We start from the raw sequence: 21,255 nt of genomic DNA on the forward strand, positions 1-21,255 counted from the left end.
GTGTGTTGTTGGTGTGCTACTAATAAGTAGTATGGCCGTGCAGATTGACGTTCTTCTGCCTGTGCATAACGCCTGAATTGTGAAATTACGACCAACTAATAATATGTAAGCGCTTCCTTGGCTTAGCAGATGTATGAAGCGGTTGCATATTTTGAGCAAACTGTGCAGGTTTACGCTGTGTTAACAACGCAAACACAACTACTCGTATGACTTACACAGACGTTGCTCTATGAAATTACATTGGTATATCGGCCTATTTATTCTCTTGCTGGGGCTTGCCCCAGCTGCTTCTCACGCCCAGGACGAGACCGGGACCATCGTTGGTCAGGTCGTTTCGAATGATGGCGACCCCATGCCCGGGGTGAATGTAGTAATCGCATCCCTGAACCGGGGGGCGGCTACAGATGCAGAAGGCCGATACCGATTGGAGAACGTCGCCGTAGGTACGTACGAGATCCGGGCGCAGTTTGTGGGCTTTCGCGCACAAACCGCTACGGTGACAGTTGAAGCGGGCGAAGAGGTCGTCCAAGACTTCACCCTGCGCGAAGACCTGATGCAGATGGACGAGCTCGTCGTAACGGGGCTTGGACAGAGCGTCGAACGGCGCAAGCTGTCGGCCGACGTAGGGGTGATTTCGGCCTCCGAGATCGAAGAAGCCCCCGTAGCTTCTGTCGACCAGTTGCTGCAGGGACGCGTACCTGGCTCTTCGGTGCGCATGCAGTCTGCTCAGCCGGGCCAGGGCGCGCTGATCAACTTCCGGGGCATCACCAGTGCCTTTGCAAGCCAGACACCGGTCATTTATGTGGATGGCGTGCGTGTAGACAACAACTCGGGTACGAGTTTCAGCTTTGGGGGCGAGTCAACCTCCGCGCTCTCTGAACTACTCACCAACGACATTGAGCGCATCGAGATCACAAAAGGCGGAGCAGCAAGCACGCTCTATGGATCCGACGCAGCCAACGGCGTCATCCAGATCTTTACGCGCCGCGGTCAGGAAGGGAGTCCAACAGTGCGGTTTCGGGTTGAGCAAGGGCTCGACGTGCCCACAACGAAGTTCTTCCGTGATACCGGATTTTCCTTTGCAGGCAACGTAGAGGATCCCGATGATCCGGACTTCGGGCGCTCAAATTTCATCCGTGATGAGATTCTCAGCACGGCGCACATGCAGAACTACTACGTGGGAGTGTCAGGCGGAAGCGCCGATATGACCTACAACGTGAGCGGACGGGTACAGCAGAGTGGCGGCGTGCAGCCCAACAACGCCAGCACGCTCTACGCGCTGCGCGGCAACGTGCAGACCGAGCTCGCAGAAGATCTGAACGTAGGTTTCACGGGAGCATACACACGGTCAAACTTTTCGCGCCTCAATAACGGAACGGCGATTGCCGACCCGCTCACTGCCTTTGAAGTGGGCGATGCTAAGTTCTTTTCGGGGCAGGGGACGTTCGACGAGGCTCTGAATCTGTTCTTGCTTCCCCGCATCAAAGAAGGGGTTGACCGCTTTACGTTCTCTGTGAATGCGCAGTATGCCCCCTCCGAGCTGTTCAACTCGCGCTTCACGGCCGGTATTGACAGTCGCACGAACGAACAGCGGCTCCGCAATCCCTCAGAAGCGGATCCGCTGACCGGATTCGACAGTGGGTCGCTGACCCGGTTCAACCGTGACTTTAAGTCGGTAACGCTCGAATATGTTGGAACGCTCAGCTATCCACGGGAAGGACGCATCACGTCGGACTTCACCTTCGGAGTGCAAGGGTTCCGCGATGAAACAAGCATCATCTTTGCTGATGCTGAGACCTTTGCACTGCCAGGGACGGAAGACTTCGGCGAAGCCGGTTCTATCAATGCCGATGAGCAACGAAGTGAGGTCTTCAATGGTGGGTTTTTCTTCCGAGAGCAGATCGGCATTGATGACCGCGTCTTTATCAACGCGGGGCTCCGCTTTGATGGAAACAGCGCGTTTGGTGAAGCTGTCGGTTTAGAGGCCTATCCGAGCTTGGGCGTAGCTTATACCATCTCTGATGAGCCGTTCTGGCAGCGGCTTGGGTACGGCAATGTCGCGAACGAGCTTAAGCTACGGTTTGCATATGGCGAAACGGGCAAGTTTCCGACGCCTTTTGCACGCGACGTGACGTTTCAGGCTACTTCGTTCCGTGGGGAAGCGGCACCACGCTTCGACAACCCCGGCAACGTTGACCTGGGCCCTGAGCGGACTTCAACCCTTGAAGGGGGCATCGAGGCATCGTTCTTTGACGATCTGTTCTCCTTTAACGTTACCGCTTATAACGCTGTAACGTCCGATGCGATCTTCTCCATCCCGGAACAGCCTGTTACCGGACGAGGCTTGCAGCTGCGTAACATCGGAGAAATCCAGAATCGAGGCGTTGAGCTCGATATGGATGTCCGCGTCTTGAATACACGCAACGCAACATGGTCGCTGGGCGCCTCCTATGGATACGTGAAGAACGAGGTTACTGACATGGGTGGTGCTGCTGACTTTAGCCTTACCGAAACGGTTAGCGCCCAGCAGCGCGTCAGCGAGGGGCAGTCGGTTGGTGCGTGGCGAGCCGCTACGCCGTTCGACAGCAATGGCGACGGCTTACTCGACGCGTCTGAGTTTCGGTTTACGGGCTCTACACCGTATCCCAATCATACCGGCGCCTTCACCACACGGCTTACGCTCTTCCAAGACCTGAGCATCTTTGCGCTGGCGGACTGGGCCACGGGAGCCGAGGTGTTCGACTGGGGAAGCCACTGGTCCGCCTTCAACGGGCTGGTACGTGCCGACCGCCCGACGCGCTTCGATCAGGATGGCAACGAGGTCGGTCTCTTTAGCACAGCAGAAGCAGGTACGTCGCTGCTGCAGAGCGGTAACTACCTGAAGATTCGCGAGGTGTCGATGAGCTACCGCCTGCCCGACCAGTTGACGGGTGCGCTGAACATTGAACGGGCTTCACTCTCGCTCTCGGGTCGGAACCTGTTTACGTTCTCCGAACAAGACCTGGTTGATCCCGAACTGGCTGGCATAACCAGTGGAGGTGGATTGCAGCTGGGAGGCACGCAGAGCATTACGCTCTCGCCGCCGCGCCAAGTGCGCCTGAGCTTGGAGGTTACGCTGTAGCGCTCCAAGCGACACCCACGTACCCTAATCTGCTGCTGTCTACCCTCAACCCGTCCATTCTATGTTTAGCACACACACGTTCCTTAAATCAACACTCGCGATCCTTGCGGTCCTCACGTTGCTCATAGCCGGATGCGACTTCCTGGACCCGACCGACGTTGAGAATCCGCGTACGACCGACGACGACCTGGCCGCTGCCGAGCAGCCGGTTTCGGCACTGCTTCCGGGGATACGCGCACAGTTTACCCGTGCTCTTGGAAGCACCGTCGTGACGTCAGCCGTTGCGACTGATGACTACTCCATCAATGGCACCGGGCTCGGTGGAAATGACATGGACTTCCCCGGTCTCATCAACCCGAACACTGCTGTCATTAACTCGACCGGTGCGTCGTTCGGGAGCTATTGGAATCTGCAGGAGCTGAGTGCTCTTGCGAGTTTCGTAATCGACGACATTGCCCCAGGAGATGAGAGTGCGACCAACACGCTTCTTGCTGAGGCGCACTACTACCGCGGTATGGGTCGCCTCATGCAGGCAGAAAACTTCTCCGCGATTCCCACCGAGGTAGGTGGCGAACCGGTGCCTGCTTCCGCGCTATACACGCTGGCCCTCGATGATCTGCAGGCGAGTCTCGACTTGGATTCTTCAGGAGCCTTTGCGCTTCCCGCCGAAGCTGCTCTGGCACGTCTCTACCGGGGGCAGGGAGATGCGGGCGCTGCAGCCTCCTTTGCGCAATCGGTTCTCGATCAGGATCCCAATTTCCTGTTCTCACAGGATTACGATGCCGACAATCTCGTGAATCCAGCGCATCTGTTTATCATAACTCGGGCGCTGAAAGAACTGCAGCCCCTGCCGCGTCTTGACTTCCTGGATCCGAAGTACACGTCGCGCTCCGCATCTATCGCCGTTGCGAAAGCGGAGGAGATGCATCTTATTCTTGCTGAGGTTGCTCTTGACGCCGGTAATACCGGTTCAGCGCAGGATCACCTGAAGGATGCTCGAACGATCGCCCTCGAACGAGCAACAGCGGAAATAGATGATAATGACCAGCGCCTCGACAATGATCTTAATCCGCGTCCACGTTCCGCCGAGATCACAATTGCGTTTGAGCCCGGTGGCGACTTCGTAGAGGGGCTCGTCCTCAACCGTCCAGGTGTTGTGGAAACGCCTACCGTGTCGAGTACATCAGTCACCGAAGATCAGATTGACGATGCGGCCACCGAAATCGAGCTTGCGCGTCTGCTCTACCTGATGCGTCAGGAGGTGCTATTTCTGGAAGGGCGTCGCCTGCACGACCTGGGCATGCGCCTCCCGATCATGCTGCGCGAAATCGAGCAAAATCCCAGTATCAGTCCCGGCGACCTGGGCACAGAGACGGTCATCCCGGCTTACATCCCACCAAGCAATGAGTTGGATCTCTACACACCGGTCGACATCTACGCCAGTAACGATGTGGATGCAGCGCTTGAAGAAACGGAAATTACGATTCTCCACGATATGAACCGCATTCTCGCCGAGGATCGTGGACTGGTGGTTAGCAATCCACAACTGCCGTAGTCGCAGTAGGTCGTTCTGTTGACCATGTCGTGAACGCCTGCTCCAACAAAAGGCAGCATTCCGAACGAAGAGCGCCTCTCTCCAATAGGAGGGGGGCGCTTTTTTATGCAGTGCTCTTTTTATACAGCGATTCGTTGCGAGGCAGCATGGCGTGCGCATCCACAGAGCCCGAGCGCGGTACCCTCTCCATGTAGTGATTGCACAAACAGATAACCAAGACGCAAGGCGTAGCATGATTGACTTCAAGGCGTATGACTTTCATCCGGCTATTTTATTCCCGGGCGACGACACGCCTCCGGTGGTCGACCTAACGGCGGATTACGACCGTGACCGGCTCCGCACGCTTACGTGGGCGATCGGACGATACGACGAAGTGCGCACGCAAGCCATGTACAGCGCGCCACAGTACGACAGCGAGCGCCGCGTGCACATGGGCATCGACATCTGGGCTCCTGCTGGTACGCCGGTTTATGCTTGCTATGATGGTATTGTGGCTGCGTGTACGCATCACAATGAGCCCGGCAACTACGGGGGAACGATTATTACGCGCCACAAGCCAGGCGACACACCGTTCTGGGTGCTATACGGACACCTGAGCGCTGAAAGCGCGGCGCGCTACGAAGAAGGAGCCTCGATCTGCGCCGGAAGTGTACTTGGAGCGCTCGGCGATATGCACGAAAACGGCGGCTGGGTGCCGCACCTGCACTTTCAGGTGGCCCTGCATCCACCAACCGAGGGAGACTATCCGGGCGTAGTGCGCCCGCAAGACCGGGACGCTGCACGCCAGCGCTACCCCGACCCGCGTCATATTCTGGGCCCACTGTATCGTGAAACAGAGCAATGAAAGAGCACCGGTGGGCAGGTAGCTTGCAACATGCATCACGACACGATGTGATTGATGCCAGTACATCGTAAATTTGTAACAACAGCTCTGCATAACAGATCAGCGTAAAACCTTCGTTCGATCTGCACGTTTGCAAAAGTGTGTAGCAACGGTTACCCGCTCTTTAGCACCTTCGCACGACGCACAACCAAAAATAGATAGCGCATGGTCCGGCTCGATGACGACGGAACTACCGTAACGCTCGACCTGCACGGGTTAACCGTAGATGAGGCACTATCAGTGACGAAGCAGACCCTGAACCTGGCTGAAGACCGAGGCCGAGCTACCCTCAGAATCATTCACGGGCATTCAACCTCAGGCGGCATCGCGCCGCGCACAATCAAGACAGCCTTACATGATGCACTTGATACCGGCTTCTTGCACCCCTACCGAGAAGCGTGCCACCGGCAGCAGGGGGTCTTGCTGATATCGCTCGGAATTACAGCCGGTGCCCAAGACCAGCCAATTCGAGCGACAGACGTGTGGCCGCCCTGACTGCGGACCGTTTTTTGTTTGGATTGTACAGTGCGTCAGCGTTTAGGTTAGTGCGTCCCACCTGTGTCTCACCTGTACGGTATCTGCCCAGGTCGCCTGATGCTGCTCCTGCCTCTGAATACCGCTTAATGGAAGTACCTACTATGTTTTCACGTTTTTGGACATTCGGAGTCGCGGCGCTCAGACGCCGGTCGCAGAGGCCTACACCTGTGCAGATGACCGGGGGCTTCGTAGTTGTCTTGCTGGTAGCAGCCGTGCTGGCAGGCCCACTCAAAGGCCTTGCGCAGCAGATGATCGCCCAGATGCCCATTGTGAGCAGTCCTGTCGCGGCTGACACAACGCAAGCTATGCATCCGGCGGCGTTCACAGTGGGTAACCACCCCAGTCATCCCGATACGCAGTATCCGGCGTACCTCATGCCAAGCGTATTTTCAGGAGAGGAGCAGAGTGCTCTGAATCAGTTCCACCATATTCTCGACATCTACTCCAAGCGCCAGGGCGTTGACGATAACTTCACTATCCGCGTCTTTGACAGCCGCACGTACGAAGTCTTGGGGGTGTACAGTGTAGACCACTTGCAGAGCCAGTGGCAGTCTGGAGCTACCATGGATTGGCTGCAGGTCGACCGTGAGCGTCGTCAGCTCTCGCGACGCATGGTTGACAAGCATGTGCGCGAAGGGTATCCGCGTGAGCACATCGCAGTACGTTGGGGGCGGGCAAACCAGATCCAGGAAGCATACGAGCGCGACCTTCCGTTTGCGGAATACGAGATCCGGTTAGCGCAATACCTGGGTATGAGCCTGCTCCCGACCATGCTTGGCGTGGTTGAAACCTTTAACCAGGACGACCTGGTCTCTTCGGCAGGTGCACGCAGCCGGTACCAGATGATGCCCTCGGTGCTGCGCCAGTTTGACGTAAGTACATACACCCTGCCAACCAATAGCGGACAGCGGGTGCGAGTACGCGAAGAGCTCCACCCGCTCATTGCAATGGAGCCTGCGTTCACGCTGATGCGGGGTTATATCAATGCGGTAGGACACGAGTTGCCAGGGCTTTCGGCGTATCATACCGGGCCAAGCAATATCTTTCATGTATATCGTTCCTACCTGATGGAGCAAGGCGGTAGCCTCGACAGCTCCCCCAGCGTCGTGGATGCTTTTGTGTGGGGACTTACTGACGGCTTCGATACGGTCAGCGAAAGCTCCACGTTCAAGACACGCTCGCGAGGTTACATTCCAGCCGTCATGGGCGCGATGCGCGCGTACAACCCCAACATCATCGACCCCTCGTACACGCAGCGAGCGGTACGCGTACAACTGGCCCCCCGCGAACGCACGACCCTGCGCGACCTGCTGGCTGACCTGGCCGACGAGCGGCTCGACTGGGGGCCAGATACGTACGCCTCCTCGATGTATGAGCGGTTTCGACACCTGAATCCGCATATTCAGCTCCCCGAATCTGCGGATGGAAGTGTACCCGATCGGGGAAATATCGTGCTCACCGACCGGACGGGCAGTACACCGGTTCGATTCTTCCTGCCATTGGGTGCGCCCGACCTGCTCGCTGCCAGCGGACGCGTGGCGCTCAACGATGAAGCCACGTTTGTATTCGATGAGTCAACGTACACGCATCCTGTTAACGGCACGCGCACCGAAGCCGACCGCGCATACGACCGGCTGGTAGAGCGCATCGGCGCGTTCGGGTTTACCTCTGAAAACAGGAGACAGCTCAACCGGCTGTATGAGCGTTTCAAGGAGCTGGAACGCGAAAATCCTACACACTACCGTCAGATACAGCTGTCCATCATTGAGACGCACCGGCGCGTCTGGCTCTCACGTCCGTGGCGTGAAATGGCCCGCGCTGCCGAAGCAGCCACGCGCCTCTCGCGTGTGAATCCGCAAGCGCCACACGAGTTTGACGTTGAGCCTGCAATTCCCTCGGCGCTGCGAGGTGCGCAGTAGAATTGCGATGTAGATGGTCAAAAGCGACAGGGCCTTCCCCTGCAGCTGTTTCGTACGGATGTTTCGTACGGACTGCATTTGGTGATGCCCGACGCATCCTGTATATTGCAGGAGACCATCATCTTCCCTGATCAGTCTGATGCTGTATGTCGCTCATTGAATCGACCATAGACCATGGAACGCGCACCCTCACGCTTAACCGGCCCGACAAGCGAAACGCCCTGAATAGCGCGATGGTTGAAGCCCTTCATGATGCACTCAGGGCCGATGCGAAAGATAGCACAAGCCGTGTTGTTATCCTGACCGGTGCAGGCTCTGCATTTTCCTCAGGGGCTGACCTGGAAGCGCTTCGCGAGATGCGAACGGCGGGGCCCATGCAGAACCGGGCCGACTCGGAGCGGCTCGCTGCGCTCTTCGACACGATCTACACGCATCCCAAACCGGTGATTGCCAGAGTAAATGGCCATGCAATCGCTGGAGGCTCTGGCCTGGCGGCCGTATGCGACTTTGCGATCGCCGTCGAATCCGCCAAGATGGGGTTTACCGAGGTGCGCATCGGCTTCGTGCCAGCGATCGTGATGGTCTACGTGCGTCGAAAGCTCGGAGAGACGGCACTGCGCGACCTGATGCTTCGCGGACGGCTCATCGATGCCGCCGAAGCAGCCGAGCTTGGACTCATCCACCAGGCGGTTCCCGAATCAGACTTGGATGCTGAAGTGCAGGCGCTTGCACGCGACCTGAGCCGCGACACCAGTGCCTCAGCCGTTGCGCTCACCAAGCAGATGCTGTCGGACGTGCCGGGCATGGGCTACCGAGAAGCGCTCGACCATGCCGTGCAGATGAATGCCTTTGCCCGTGCTACGGACGACTGCCAGGCAGGTATCCGGGCGTTTCTCAACAAAAGTGAAATGCCATGGACGAAGGCTTTCGACGCGCAGACGTCAGGTGAGCCCGATGAGGAGTAGAGACGGGCCGGACAAACAGCCCCAACGAGACCCGATCAGCACTGTCCGGCTCCCTTTCGCGCTTCCATTTTACAGCAGCATTATATTGTGGTAGTATCGGCTTGTTGTAATACTTGTGCAACAGCATCGATTCTTTCCACCTTTCCGAGAGCTTCGCTGTTGCATTATACAAATCACCGTTACCGATTTCGATCATAAACACGACAACACGTCATGGGCAAAAACGTAGCGGAAAAACTCATCGCGAGTCACCTGGAAGGGGGCACGATGAAACCCGGCGAGGAAATCGAACTCAAAATGGATCAGACGCTGACCCAGGATGCCACAGGCACCATGGTTATGCTGGAGTTTGAGGCGATGGGCATCCCTCGGGTGCAGACCGAAGTGTCGGCACAGTACGTAGATCACAATCTTATTCAATCTGACTATAAAAACCCCGACGACCATCTGTTTCTGCGGAGCGCGTGCAAGAAATTTGGGGTGTGGTACAGCCGTCCCGGAAACGGAGTGAGCCATCCGGTACACCAGGAGCGCTTTGGCAAGCCCGGAAAAACACTCATCGGGTCGGACAGTCACACGCCGGCAGCAGGTGCCGTTGGCATGCTCGCCATTGGGGCGGGCGGACTCGATGTGGCCATGGCGATGGCCGGAAAGCCGTACACCATCAACATGCCTGAAGTATGGGGCGTAAAGCTCACCGGTGAGCTTCCTGACTGGGTGAGCGCCAAAGATGTGATTCTGGAGATGCTGCGCCGCCATGACGTAGACGGTGGCGTGAATCGCATCATTGAGTACTACGGTCCGGGGCTCGACAGCCTGAGCTGTATGGATCGTCACGTCATCGCCAATATGGGTACGGAGCTGGGTGCAACCAGCACGGTCTTTCCGTCGGATGACGAGGTAAAGCGCTTCCTGCGTTCACAGGGCCGCGAAGACGACTGGAGTGAACTGAAGGCCGACGAAGACGCCACATACGACGTGCACGAGCACATCGAGCTGTCGGAGCTTGTGCCGATGATCGCCAAGCCGAGCAGCCCGGGTAACGTCGTACCGGTCCGCGACGTCGAAGGCAAAGAGATCTACCAGACGTACGTCGGCTCTTCAGCCAATCCTGGCTTTCGCGACTTCGCATCGGCGGCTGAGATCGTAGACGGCAAGCAGGTGCATGACCGCGTGTCGTTTGACGTGAATCCGACGTCGCGCCAGATCCTGGAGAACCTGATGAACAGCGGCCACCTGCAGATGCTGACGCGCGCAGGCGCTCGCATCCACCAGGCCGGATGCAACGGCTGCATTGGGATGGGGCAAGCACCTGCCACCGGACAGATCTCGCTACGTACGGTGCCACGCAACTTCCCGGGACGCTCCGGCACGAAAGAAGATGCCGTCTACCTGGTAAGCCCTGAAACGGCTGCCGCTTCGGCGCTCACCGGTAAGATTACCGATCCACGTGATCTTGAAGAGCTCTACGGGATGAGCTACCCGAACGCCAAGGAGCCTGAAGATATCATCGTGAATACCGACCAGCTTGTGGAGCCGCCTTCGGAAGAAGAGGCCAAACACCTGGAGCTGGAGAAAGGGCCTAATGTCGTGTCGCTGCCGGAATTCGATCCGCTGCCCGACGCTATGGAGGTGCCCGTGCTGCTGAAGCTGGGCGACGACATCTCGACCGACGAGATTATGCCTGCCGGCTCCCGAATCCTACCGTATCGCTCGAATATCCCGAAGATCTCGGAGTTCGTCTTCGAACAGGTCGACGAGTCCTTCTTCGAGCGCAGCCAGGAAGTTAAAGAGACGGGTCACGCTATCGTGGCGGGCACGAACTACGGACAGGGGTCCAGTCGTGAGCATGCGGCCTTGGCACCTCGCTGGCTTGGCACGCGCGTTAAGATTGTGAAGAGCTTCGCGCGCATCCACCGCCAGAACCTGGCCAACTTCGGTATTCTACCGCTGCTGTTCAAAGACGAGTCGGATTATGACCGTATCGACCAGGGCGACACGCTGAAGCTGACCGGGCTGCGCGACGCCATTCAGAAGGGCAGCGACGTAGAGGTAGAGAATGTGACGAAAGGCGAAACATATATCGCCGAGCATGATCTTACGCCACGCGAGATCGAGATGGTGCTGGAAGGCAGTCAGATCGGCGTGGTGAAGGAGGAGTTTGCCACGGCGTAAACGCAGGGTAAAGCGGCCTATGCTACGCCTGGCATGCATCAGCTACCTCGCGTAGCCAATGCAAACTATAAACAGCGCCCTGCTTCCATTCGGGAGCGGGGCGCTTTTGTTGTAGTAAATAGCATGCTTGCACAAGAGGCAGCATACAAGAGAACGTTAGCTATCATCACCTTTTACCCGTATGGCAGGCCTATCTCCCTTTTTTATCGTAGGATGTCCGCGTTCAGGAACCACGCTGGTACAACGGCTGCTTTCAACGCATCCAGACGTGGCTGTCCTTCCCGAAACGTTTTTTGTACGTCGCCTGATGCCCTCCGGGGTGGCGCTGACCGACCCGCTCACGCCGGGTCAATACACCGGTCTGCTGCGAGCCATATCGGAAAGCGATGCGTGGCAGATGCAATCGCTTTCGATGAGTGGGCTCCGTGCGCGCGTTGCTGCGCGCTCTCGTACCGGTGCAGGGGTGCTACGGGCGTGGATGCAGGAAACAGCGCATGATCACGACGCTCGTGCAGTAGGCGAAAAGACCCCCGACCATGCGCTTCACATAGAGGCATTACATGCAGCGCTCCCCGAAGCGCGCTTTGTTCACATAGTGCGCGACCCGCGTGCCGTTGCCAACTCGTGGCGCCAGGTGCCCTGGTCGTCAGGGTACATCTGGCGCGACACCGACCTGTGGCGCGAGCGGGTGCAGGCTGTGCGGCGTGCCGCAGCGCATATTCCAGTGCATACGATTCATTTTGAGGCGCTCGTCAATGATCCGCATGCCGTCATGCAGCGAGTGGCAACGTTCCTGGGTGTTGAGCCGAACCACGAATGGACACAGCCGCCCAATCCGAACCAGGTGGCAGTCGACACGGTCGCTGAACCCTGGAGGCAGAAAGCCCTTGCGCCGGTCAATGCATCCGTAGCAACGCAATGGCGCGATACGCTCTCGCTTTCGGATCGGGCGATGGTCGAGGCGGTGGCACACCACGAGATGCTGCGCTGGGGGTACATGCCAGAGGCAACACGTACGCTGCGTCGGTCGGCTGCCCGTCGATACTGGCCGGCGCGCATCCGCTGGAAAGCTGAACTTGTGGCTGAGGCATGCGGGCTGCGGAACGGATGCGAGCGCATCTAATACCGCACCCGACACCATCGCATTCTGATTATCTGTCTGCATCCCTCTGTATATGACCATTGGTTACCTGCATGTCGGTCCGCCTGAACACGGTGTGCACCGATATGGGCGTTTGCTGGCACGTGCGGCACGGCAGCATCTCAAGGCCACGGTCGTAGAGGCCACAGCCGCGCTTGATGGCACAGCGCGCGACGCAGACCGGCTACGGCGCGCCTGTGCCACGCTATCGGAGGCTGACGTATGTCACATCCAGTATGAGCCCACCATATGGGGAGCACGCCGTGCGGCTATGAACGTGAAGGCCTTTCAGGTGGGATGCGAGGTGCCGTATGTAACAACGGTGCACGACGCCCGCCGTGGATACTCCGCGTGGGACCGCCTGCGTCAGCTGTGGGAGGCCCGGCAGCAGGCAGTGCGTAGCCGCACGTCGTCTACAGGGGAAGCGAACAGAGGGCAGGAAGGGGGCGGCTCTGTCTGGAACGACTTCGAGCAAGGCCCGAACCTGTCAGATGCGGCGCGCGGAGCCCCAGGTAGCGCAGCAGAGGCGTGGTCGGCGCTTGTACGTGCCTGGCAGTTCTGGCAGCAGGAACGCATCAACGCCGAGGCCACGCGTGGCGTTGTTGAAGGTGCTTCTGCAGTGCTGGTATGTACCGAGGCCGAGGCCAGCCGCCTTGCATCGCTTGCAGGAACCACATCGCTGGTCTGTGTGCCTCACTTCATCGAGCCGCGCACCCTTCCCGACCGCGAGGAGGCGCGTGCAGCGTTCGGGCTCTCGCCAGAGACGCTCGTGGTGAGCGTACTCGGGTTTATCCATCGGCAGAAGGGACACAACCGCGTGGTGCGTGCTCTGCCGCACCTGCCTGAAGATACGCATGTCATGTTTGTAGGCACGCCGTCGGACCCAGACGAGCGATACGCGGCAGAGCTGCAGCGCCAAGCTGCAGCGCTTGGCATGGCCGATCGCGTGCATATTACCGGATACGTAGACGAAAACACCCTGAACCAGTACCTGGCTGCGACCGACGTAGCGGTGTGCCCTTTTCGTGAGGCAGCTGCATCGGGATCACTCTCCACCTGGATTGCTGCTGAGCGTCCGCTTGTGGTGTCAGATTTGAAGCTCTTCGATGCGTATCAGCGCCATGCGCCCCAGGCAATGCGCGTTGTGCCTGACGATCGCGAAACGGCATGGGCACAGGCCATACGCGACCAGTCGCATGCAGAAGGCGCGCGCAAGCAGCTCCGGAACCTACAGGCGCGCCTTTCGCTTTCCACCATCATCCAGCAACATGCCACCTACTACGAACAGGTGGTCCCGCTGGCGTGCTCCTAACCTCATCTGTGCAAGATCCTGCCTGTGGATTCCTCTGATTCAACGTCGAGCTACCCGATCTTTCTGGATCGCCTGAAGTCGCTGTTTACGCTGCACCGCAGCGGCACCACGTCGAACGGGACCGCCATCACGGTGTGTGTTCTGATTGCGGCGGTGTCGTGGGCAGCGCTTACGCTGCAAGAGGTGCGCACAGTCTCGTTCGATGTACCCACGCAGCTGGTAAACGTACCCGAGGGTAAGGCCCTGGTGGCCGAACCGCCCAGTCATGTGCGCGTGCAGGTAACCGGCGAAGTCCTGCAGCTGCTCTACCTGTACTTCAACCCACCTCAGGCGCCAATCGATGCCAGCAGCAGCCAGGTGCGTGTCGACGAAGTGCTGGGGCTTACCGGGAGCAACGTGAGCATCGACAGCATTACCCCCCGAGAAATTGCCGTACCCACCGAAGAACGGGTAGAGCAGGCGGTCCCAGTGGAGTCCCGCGTTAACATTATGATGGATGACGGATACGAGCTGATCGAAGAACCCACGCTGCAGCCTGATTCAATACAGGTGTCAGGGGCCAGGTCGATCATAGAAGGGCTCTCGTCGTGGCCCACGGTGTCGCGAACCGTTGAAACCCTCCGGGATTCGGTCCAAATTCAAGTGTCCTTGGCAGATACATTGAATCCATTAGTCGATCGGTCCGTGGACGAAGTCTCGTTTCGTGCACGTGCAGGCCGCTTTGCTGAGGAATCGCGTGAGGTTATGGTAGAGGTGACCGGTGTGCCGCCGGGGCAGAACCTTGTTGTTTTGGAGCCGCCGGTTATACGTGTGCACTACCGGGTGCTCTTCGACGAGATGTTTGAAGCGCGCCGCTCCAACGACTTCTCTGCGGTGGTGACGTACGACCAGGTCCGGCGCGACACGACCGGCCAGGTCGAGCCGCGCATCCACGTGCCTGCTGAACTTACGATACGCGACCCCGAGCCCTCGCCGGCTCAGCTGCGTTACTTTACGCTGATGTCCTCCGAATCTGAGTAATCCCTCTGTTGACTGTCTCTGTCGATGATCTATCTGGCGCTCGCCATCTTATGCAGTGTTACCATTGGAGTCATTTTCAAGTACACCGGTCAGCGTGGCGTTGACCGGGTCTCGCTACTCACCGTGAATTACGTAGCAGCCGTAGGCGTAGGACTCGTGCTGTTGGCAACAGGGGGGAGCGTCGTTGAAGAGGGTCTCGACGTATCATCTGGGATGCTGGGACTCAGCGTGCTGGTTGGGGTGTTGCTGATTGGCGGGTTTTTCCTGCTCTCGCTTGCGACCGACCTGGCGGGCATGTCGCTCTCGCTCGGCGTGTGGCGTGTGTCGGTCGTGCTCCCCTTTCTGGCTTCGTGGATTATCTGGGCCGAAACCCCGTCGCTGTGGCAGGGGGGCGGTATGCTGCTCGCAGCCGTTGCCTTCTTCATGATCGCCCGCCAGCCCGAGCCCGGCGTGCCCGAATATGCCATGGCCGACTCTGAGGCTGGTTCTGAAGCCGATGGGTCTCTTTCCACAGAGAGCGTCACCGAGCAAGTGCCCCTCTCAGAGGTCAAAGAAGTGGCGAGTGAGGCGCCTGCCGTGGCCTCGTTTGGAGTGCTTCTGCTCCTGTTCCTGTCGAGCGGAGCAATCGACATCTCGCTGAAAGCGTTCGAAGAGACCTACAATGCCGGACAAGGACAAACAGCGCTTTTCTTGTTGCTCTCGTTTGGTATGGCTGGGCTGGTGGGGCTCGTCCCGGTTTTAAATAAAGGAGTGCGCGAAGGCGTCTGGCCGATGCAAAACGCATACGTTTGGGGTACCGTGCTTGGCATCGTAAACTATGGTTCGCTGGAGTTCCTGCTTCGCGCGCTTGAGCACTTTCCGGGCACCGTCGTCTTTCCTGTTAACCATCTGGCTATTGTGCTGGTGGGGGCTCTGATCGGGGTCTTTACGTTTGGCGAGCGCCTCTCGCGCATCAATCTGCTGGGCATCACGTTAGCCACGCTGGCACTTGCCCTGCTCATGATGTAGCTCTCGCATGAAAGAACGAATTGTTGGCGGCACGTTAGCGCTCCTGCTCTTAGCTGTAGGTGCCGGACTGGCGCTGTGGATACGAGGCCCCTCTGAAGCCGATATCCAGCGGGCTGTTGTGTCTACCGTGCAGCAAGAGGCCCCTTCGGCGTTTCTGGTGACAGGCATTCTGTCGGTGCAGGTCGAGGAGAATGTAGCCTACACCGAAAGCGTAGCGCCCGAGTTCTACCAGACCCTGCGCCGCTACGGCATGGCGCCAGGGCTCGATCTGGTTACGGCAGAAGCCAACGTACGGGTCTCCGGGCGCGTTACCTACGGGTTCTCGGTGTACGACCTTGAGGCCTCTATGATAGAGCGTACCAGCGACGGACGCGTGCGTGTAACTGTACCCCGCCTGCAGGTACAGACGGTAGCCCCAGACCTGGAAACACTTGAGGTGCAGACAGAGCGCCGGGGATGGCTGCGGCTGTTTTCGGGAGAGATGGAAGACGTTGCCCGTGAGCAAGCAATGGCAGGTGTGCAGCGCGCGCTTCGTGAGCAGGCCGAAGAGCGCATCCGAGAAGGTGCGCAGGCGCGCGAAAACACAGCCGATGCGCTCGAAGCTATGCTCACTCCGCCGCTCCGCGCTGCTGGACTCACGCAGCCACGCTTCACGTTTGACTTTGATACGCACCGGGGCGAGCCTATCTTCCGTATGCCCGAAGGGTGAATGTATATCGGCTCAGCATGTACAGAAAGAGAGACTGCTCGAAGCATCTCGCCCCGCATCCCCGCCGTTTTCAAATAATTCTGAAACTGCACAGCGGAAGCGTGTGTAACCTCCATAATTCGCATTTACGTGTCTAACCAACCGTCCATGGGTCTATTTTCGTCGGATGACCTGACCATCTTCGACACGCCCTACGGCATGTTCACGTCGAACGGGCTCTGGTTTCACGTGCGTGAAGACGAGGTGCGCCGCTATGCCAGCGACGTGCTCAACCACGTGTCGCTCGAAACCCTTGTAACCTATGCCGGACGCTGGGTGCAGTCGCCGCAGACGCTTGCTATCTGGTTGCTCCCAGTGCTGCTGGTGCTGCTGGGGCCTATTCCTGCAGCCGCCTGCACACTCGGAGCCTATCTGGGATGGAAGGCCTTCTGCCCGGCTGTTGTGAGCTGGAAAGCCATGGGGGTGATGCGCGCGCTCAATATTCCTGTTTTGCAGGGGCTCTTTTACGTGTTTGCGCTCAGCTATCTGGCCGTAAACGATGCTCTTGGTGCTGTAACGGTTGGACTGGCCGGCTTCGTGCTTCTGCGATGGGGGCTGGTGCGCCGAGCCACCGACCCACTCGTACAGTGGATGTGGCGTGGTCTCTACCGACTCCCCGTCGCCGATCAAGTGCTGCGGGCCGTCATCGTACGTGCCGCCCGCAACTACGGCGCCTCGTTGGAACAGATCGACGAGATGCTCACCGACATCATCCGACACTGGACCGAGCGATCTGAGGATATGGATGATGTGCGTCCACCTCCTGACACGTCGCGTTCTTCTTCATAAGCGCTGCTTCCCTTTTATGCCTGCCGAATCGACCACGCTGTACATTACGCGTCACGGCGAAACCGATTATAACCGCGACCACATCATGCAAGGGAGCGGTGTGAACACCTCACTTAACGAAACAGGGCGCACGCAGGCCAAGGCCCTGGCCGAACGGCTATCCGACGCACGCATCGACGCGGTGTACGCCAGCACGCTCATCCGGGCACGAGAAACCGCCAAAATCGTGGCTGCACCACACGAGCCCGTCCCGTATGCCTATCTTGATGATCTCAAAGAGATTAGCTGGGGCGTATATGAGGGCACACAGCCCACCGAAGAGCGAAAGGCTGCCATGCAGTCCATCAAAGAAAAATGGCGATCCGGCCAGGTCGACCTGCCAGTCGAAGGCGGCGAGTCGCCCCGTCAGGTTGAACGCCGTGCCCGCCGCGCTGTCGATGTCATCATGGAGGCACATGCCGGGCAGCACGTGCTCGTAGTTACACACGGGCGGTACATGCGTATTATGCTTGCCTCGCTGCTCTACGACCACGACCTCACGCAGATGCCCAACGTGCCGCACGCCAACACCGGACTCTACGTGGTGCGCCATCACAACGGTACTTTTGTCGCTGATGTTACCAACAGCGTAAGTCACCTTGCCGCTTAATCCGTTTGTATCCCACACACATAGCATCTGCACGTCCAGGCCTTTTGCTGCTTGACCCCGTTTAGTTTTAGTTATGATTCCTCTTTCTCTGGCTCCCGTACATTCTGGCGACCGGGTCGATGCCGATGCGATACGTACCGCCCTTCGGCGTGCCGTAAAGCGGGCAATGCAGTCCATGAACGGCATCACGCAGGTGCGCTCCGTATCGGTCGACGTACCCAACGCAATCAACCCACTGGCCTGGGGAGCCGTTCAGCCCCATGCGCCGTTTGTGTACTGGCGTAATCGCAGCGCTGACGTCACCTATGCAGCCGTCGGCGCCGCACGCACGTGGGGCGGGGCACGTTCGAAGCGCAATAATACGCTACCCAGCGCTACGGTACGCAACCTGGAGCGCTGGCTCGAACTTCTTCCCCCCGAGGTGCGCATCTGGGGCGGTGCCCGGTTCGACCCAACCGCACAGCGCGAAGATGCATGGGAGGAGTTCGGATCATGGAATCTGATGCTGCCGCGCTTTACCCTGCATCGTGAAGGCGGTACCAGCCGTCTCTTTACCACGCTCGTCGCGCCTCGCGACACGCAACATCAGGAAGCAGTGCTGCAGCAGGTGGATGCGCTTCGCTTTCCGCATGAAGCACGTACCAGCGCCACCGCGCACCGCGTTGCCCGGGCCGACCGCCCGACCCGCGACGAATGGATGCGCCAGGTACAGGCTGCTGTCGATGCGATCGCCGACGACCGGCTGCGGAAGGTCGTGCTCGCCCGAGCAGTCGACCTCACGTTCGACGTGCCGCTTGCGCCATGGGCGCTGTTGCATCGCCTGCAGGAAGAAACCCCACGCTGCACCGCCTTTGGGTGGCAGCCCGCACGCTCCGGACCCGCGTTTATCGGGGCCACGCCGGAGCGCCTCTTCCAGATGCACGGCGCCACGTTACGCACCGAAGCGATCGCGGGCACCCGCCCGCGTGGACGTACCCCTGAGGAGGATGCGATGCTGCGCGATGAGCTTCTCAATAGCTCAAAAGACCGGCGTGAGCATGCGTTCGTGCAAGAGGCGCTTACCGAAGCGCTTGCACCGCTGGCCGAGACCGTAACCGCCCCCGACGCGCCCGAAGAGCTCCAGCTGGAACGAAAACGCCACCTGCGCTCTGAAATTACGGCCACGCTACGCGACAGCACAACCGCCGTTGACGTGCTGAATGCGCTGCATCCCACCCCTGCAGTAGGGGGCACGCCCACCAGATCCGCCCGCGCCTTTATCCGAGAGCACGAGGCCTTCGACCGGGGCTGGTACGCCGGGCCGGTGGGGTGGATGAGCCGCGATGCCGCCGAGGTGCTGGTCGCGATCCGGTCGGCGCTCGTCAACGACGATACGCTTACACTGTACTCCGGCGCAGGCATTGTGGAGGGATCAGACCCCGCGGCGGAGTGGGACGAAATCGAAAACAAGCTGGCTGATTTCAAGGCGGCCCTCGAACGCTAACCCGCCGGGCGTGCGCGTTGCGTGCTGTGTAGCGCGTCTTCGACCCCCGTGGCTGTCCCTCCTGTCCCTCCGTGCTCACCACAGCACACATTCTCTTCTGACTATCCCCTTCGTGCATGAACGACGTTGCTACAGAGACAGATCATCCCTTCGTACAGAAAGCGCCCAATCGAACCCACGGTTGGGCGCGTGCTATGATCGACGAGTGCGTACGCGCTGGCGTCGACACCTTTTTCATCGCTCCAGGGTCGCGCTCAACGCCGCTCACCACGGCTGTCGCTCAGCATCCCGATGCACACCCGGTACTACACCTTGATGAGCGGGGGGGCGCTTTCGCAGCGCTCGGATATGCCCGTGCTGCCGGACGGCCCGCCGGGTGGATCACGACCTCCGGCACTGCGGTCGCCAATGGCATGCCCGCGGTCGCCGAAGCCGCACAGGAGGGCATCCCCATGCTACTGCTCACCGCCGACCGTCCGCCTGAACTGCGCAGCACAGGCGCGAACCAGACGATCGATCAGGTGAAGCTCTTTGGCGATCACGTACGCTGGAGCGCCGACGTACCACCTCCCAGCGGCGACGTCCCGCTGGCATCGGTGCTCACGACCGTCGATCAGGCGCTGCATCATGCACGGCGCACGCCTCCGGGCCCGGTGCACCTCAACGTGATGTACCGCAAGCCGCTGCATCCGGTCGATGGCCCGTTTGCTCTCGACGATCCGGCTGTACAGGCCTGGGCCAAGCGCACCACACCGTTTACCACGTACCCGGTGCCCACACCTCATGCGCCCGTTCCGCCGGCTCTCGCCAGCGCGGTGCAGCAGGCCGAGCGGGGCCTCATTGTAGCCGGACGTCTTACCGACGCTGAGGCGCACGAGGTGCTCGAATGGGCGCAGGCGCAGCACTGGCCGGTGCTCCCCGACGTTACGTCGCAGCTACGGCTCGGGGCGCAAACGCCAGTCGTTCCCTACGCGCACCAGATCGTGCAACACGCGCCCGACCTCGATGCCCTGCGCCCCGACCTTATCCTGCACGTGGGCGGGCGCTTTGTGTCAAAGCAGGTGCGTCACTTTCTACGCGATGCTCCTGCCGCCGTGCGCGCTACGGTCCGCCCGGCTCCGATGCGCGTTGACCCCGATCATCGCTGCACCTACCATATTGAAACCACAATCGAGAAAGCGATTGATGCGCTTCCAACCCGCACAGCCACCCCGGCATCATGGAACGGCACGTGGCAGCGCTATAACGAAGCCGTTGCCGATGCGCTGCAGGCCCCTCCGAGCGACCTGCCGCCGCTGTACGAGCCCGGCATCGCCGAACGCATCAGCACGCACATTCCAGATACCCACGCCCTCATGCTGGCGAGCAGCATGCCCGTCCGCGATATGCAGCGATATGCGACAGCCAATGGGACGGCCGTGCCGGTCTACGCCAACCGGGGTGCAAGCGGCATCGACGGTACCATCGCGACGGCCGCTGGCATTAGCGTAGCACGCAAGGCCCCAACCACGCTGCTGATCGGCGACCTTGCTACCTGGCACGATGTGAACGCTTTTGCGCTGCTCAAAGAGCATCCGGTTATCGCTGTCGTGGTAAACAACGACGGCGGCGGGATCTTCCACTTCCTGCCAATCGCCGGCCACGACGACGTGTTCGAGCCCTACTTTACCACCCCGCAGGGCCGCTCGTTCGAGTCGGTGGCCCGCGCGTTTGAGCTGCCCTATGCCTGCCCCACCACGCGTAATGAGCTTACAGACGCATACCAGGAGGCGTGCGAGCGGGGGAGCAGTGCGCTCATTGAGGTGTGCACCGACCGCCACACCAATGCAGCGGTACACCGCCAGCTGGATGCCCACGTGGCAGCCGCCCTCGCCGATGCATAGCATCCTTGCAGCGTCTTCGATGAGAGGCGACGCGAGCTGCAAAATATGCTGTAAACGAGTTATTAGG

At 59.5% G+C, this 21,255-nt stretch carries 16 protein-coding genes; all 16 read left to right on the forward strand.

Translation table 11 applies throughout. The annotated features are described in order from the left end of the window. Positions 1 to 229 precede the first annotated feature (229 nt). The 16 genes from PPP56_RS12785 (at position 230) to menD (ending at position 21,188) form a co-directional block, all read left to right on the forward strand. Positions 230 to 3,121, forward strand: coding sequence for a SusC/RagA family TonB-linked outer membrane protein (locus PPP56_RS12785; RefSeq protein ID WP_353564442.1), 2,892 nt, complete (start codon positions 230 to 232; stop codon positions 3,119 to 3,121). Positions 3,122 to 3,182: 61 nt separating this feature from the next. After that, complete coding sequence (locus PPP56_RS12790) at positions 3,183 to 4,676, forward strand: tetratricopeptide repeat protein (protein ID WP_353564443.1); 1,494 nt, start codon at positions 3,183 to 3,185, stop codon at positions 4,674 to 4,676. A 232-nt stretch (positions 4,677 to 4,908) separates the two neighbouring features. Beyond that, positions 4,909 to 5,520, forward strand: a complete 612-nt coding sequence (locus tag PPP56_RS12795) for a peptidoglycan DD-metalloendopeptidase family protein (protein WP_353564444.1) — start codon at positions 4,909 to 4,911, stop codon at positions 5,518 to 5,520. Between the two features lie 204 nt (positions 5,521 to 5,724). After that, the gene (locus PPP56_RS12800) at positions 5,725 to 6,054 is read left to right on the forward strand and encodes a Smr/MutS family protein (RefSeq protein WP_353564445.1); all 330 of its coding nucleotides are present in this window, start codon (positions 5,725 to 5,727) and stop codon (positions 6,052 to 6,054) included. Positions 6,055 to 6,197: 143 nt separating this feature from the next. Next, on the forward strand, positions 6,198 to 8,015 hold the full coding sequence (locus PPP56_RS12805) for a hypothetical protein (RefSeq protein WP_353564446.1): 1,818 nt from the start codon (positions 6,198 to 6,200) through the stop codon (positions 8,013 to 8,015). Between the two features lie 146 nt (positions 8,016 to 8,161). Next, a complete protein-coding gene (locus PPP56_RS12810; protein WP_353564447.1) occupies positions 8,162 to 8,980 on the forward strand; it encodes an enoyl-CoA hydratase/isomerase family protein in 819 nt (272 codons plus the stop codon). A gap of 213 nt (positions 8,981 to 9,193) precedes the next feature. Then, positions 9,194 to 11,155 carry an aconitate hydratase gene (locus PPP56_RS12815; protein ID WP_353564448.1) on the forward strand — a complete coding sequence of 654 codons (1,962 nt, stop codon included), beginning with the start codon at positions 9,194 to 9,196 and terminating at the stop codon, positions 11,153 to 11,155. A gap of 181 nt (positions 11,156 to 11,336) precedes the next feature. Beyond that, on the forward strand, positions 11,337 to 12,278 hold the full coding sequence (locus tag PPP56_RS12820; protein ID WP_353564449.1) for a sulfotransferase family protein: 942 nt from the start codon (positions 11,337 to 11,339) through the stop codon (positions 12,276 to 12,278). Between the two features lie 52 nt (positions 12,279 to 12,330). After that, the gene (locus PPP56_RS12825) at positions 12,331 to 13,608 is read left to right on the forward strand and encodes a glycosyltransferase family 4 protein (protein ID WP_353564450.1); all 1,278 of its coding nucleotides are present in this window, start codon (positions 12,331 to 12,333) and stop codon (positions 13,606 to 13,608) included. 24 nt (positions 13,609 to 13,632) lie between these two features. After that, positions 13,633 to 14,628, forward strand: a complete 996-nt coding sequence (locus PPP56_RS12830) for a YbbR-like domain-containing protein (RefSeq protein WP_353564451.1) — start codon at positions 13,633 to 13,635, stop codon at positions 14,626 to 14,628. Between the two features lie 24 nt (positions 14,629 to 14,652). Then, the gene (locus PPP56_RS12835) at positions 14,653 to 15,636 is read left to right on the forward strand and encodes a DMT family transporter (protein ID WP_353564452.1); all 984 of its coding nucleotides are present in this window, start codon (positions 14,653 to 14,655) and stop codon (positions 15,634 to 15,636) included. A 7-nt stretch (positions 15,637 to 15,643) separates the two neighbouring features. After that, the gene (locus tag PPP56_RS12840; protein WP_353564453.1) at positions 15,644 to 16,345 is read left to right on the forward strand and encodes a DUF4230 domain-containing protein; all 702 of its coding nucleotides are present in this window, start codon (positions 15,644 to 15,646) and stop codon (positions 16,343 to 16,345) included. Positions 16,346 to 16,492: 147 nt separating this feature from the next. Then, entirely contained in the window at positions 16,493 to 17,173 is a 681-nt protein-coding gene (locus PPP56_RS12845) for a hypothetical protein (RefSeq protein ID WP_353564454.1), read from the forward strand. A gap of 16 nt (positions 17,174 to 17,189) precedes the next feature. Then, positions 17,190 to 17,822 (forward strand): histidine phosphatase family protein, encoded by a 633-nt coding sequence (locus PPP56_RS12850; RefSeq protein WP_353564455.1) that lies wholly within the window; start codon positions 17,190 to 17,192, stop codon positions 17,820 to 17,822. A 73-nt stretch (positions 17,823 to 17,895) separates the two neighbouring features. Beyond that, positions 17,896 to 19,305: an isochorismate synthase gene (locus PPP56_RS12855; RefSeq protein ID WP_353564456.1), complete on the forward strand. Its 1,410-nt coding sequence runs from the start codon at positions 17,896 to 17,898 to the stop codon at positions 19,303 to 19,305. 116 nt (positions 19,306 to 19,421) lie between these two features. Then, a complete protein-coding gene (gene menD / locus PPP56_RS12860; protein WP_353564457.1) occupies positions 19,422 to 21,188 on the forward strand; it encodes a 2-succinyl-5-enolpyruvyl-6-hydroxy-3-cyclohexene-1-carboxylic-acid synthase in 1,767 nt (588 codons plus the stop codon). Positions 21,189 to 21,255 lie beyond the last annotated feature (67 nt).

This window comes from Longimonas sp., from assembly GCF_040409695.1.
In the GTDB taxonomy this organism is placed as follows: domain Bacteria; phylum Bacteroidota; class Rhodothermia; order Rhodothermales; family Salinibacteraceae; genus Longimonas.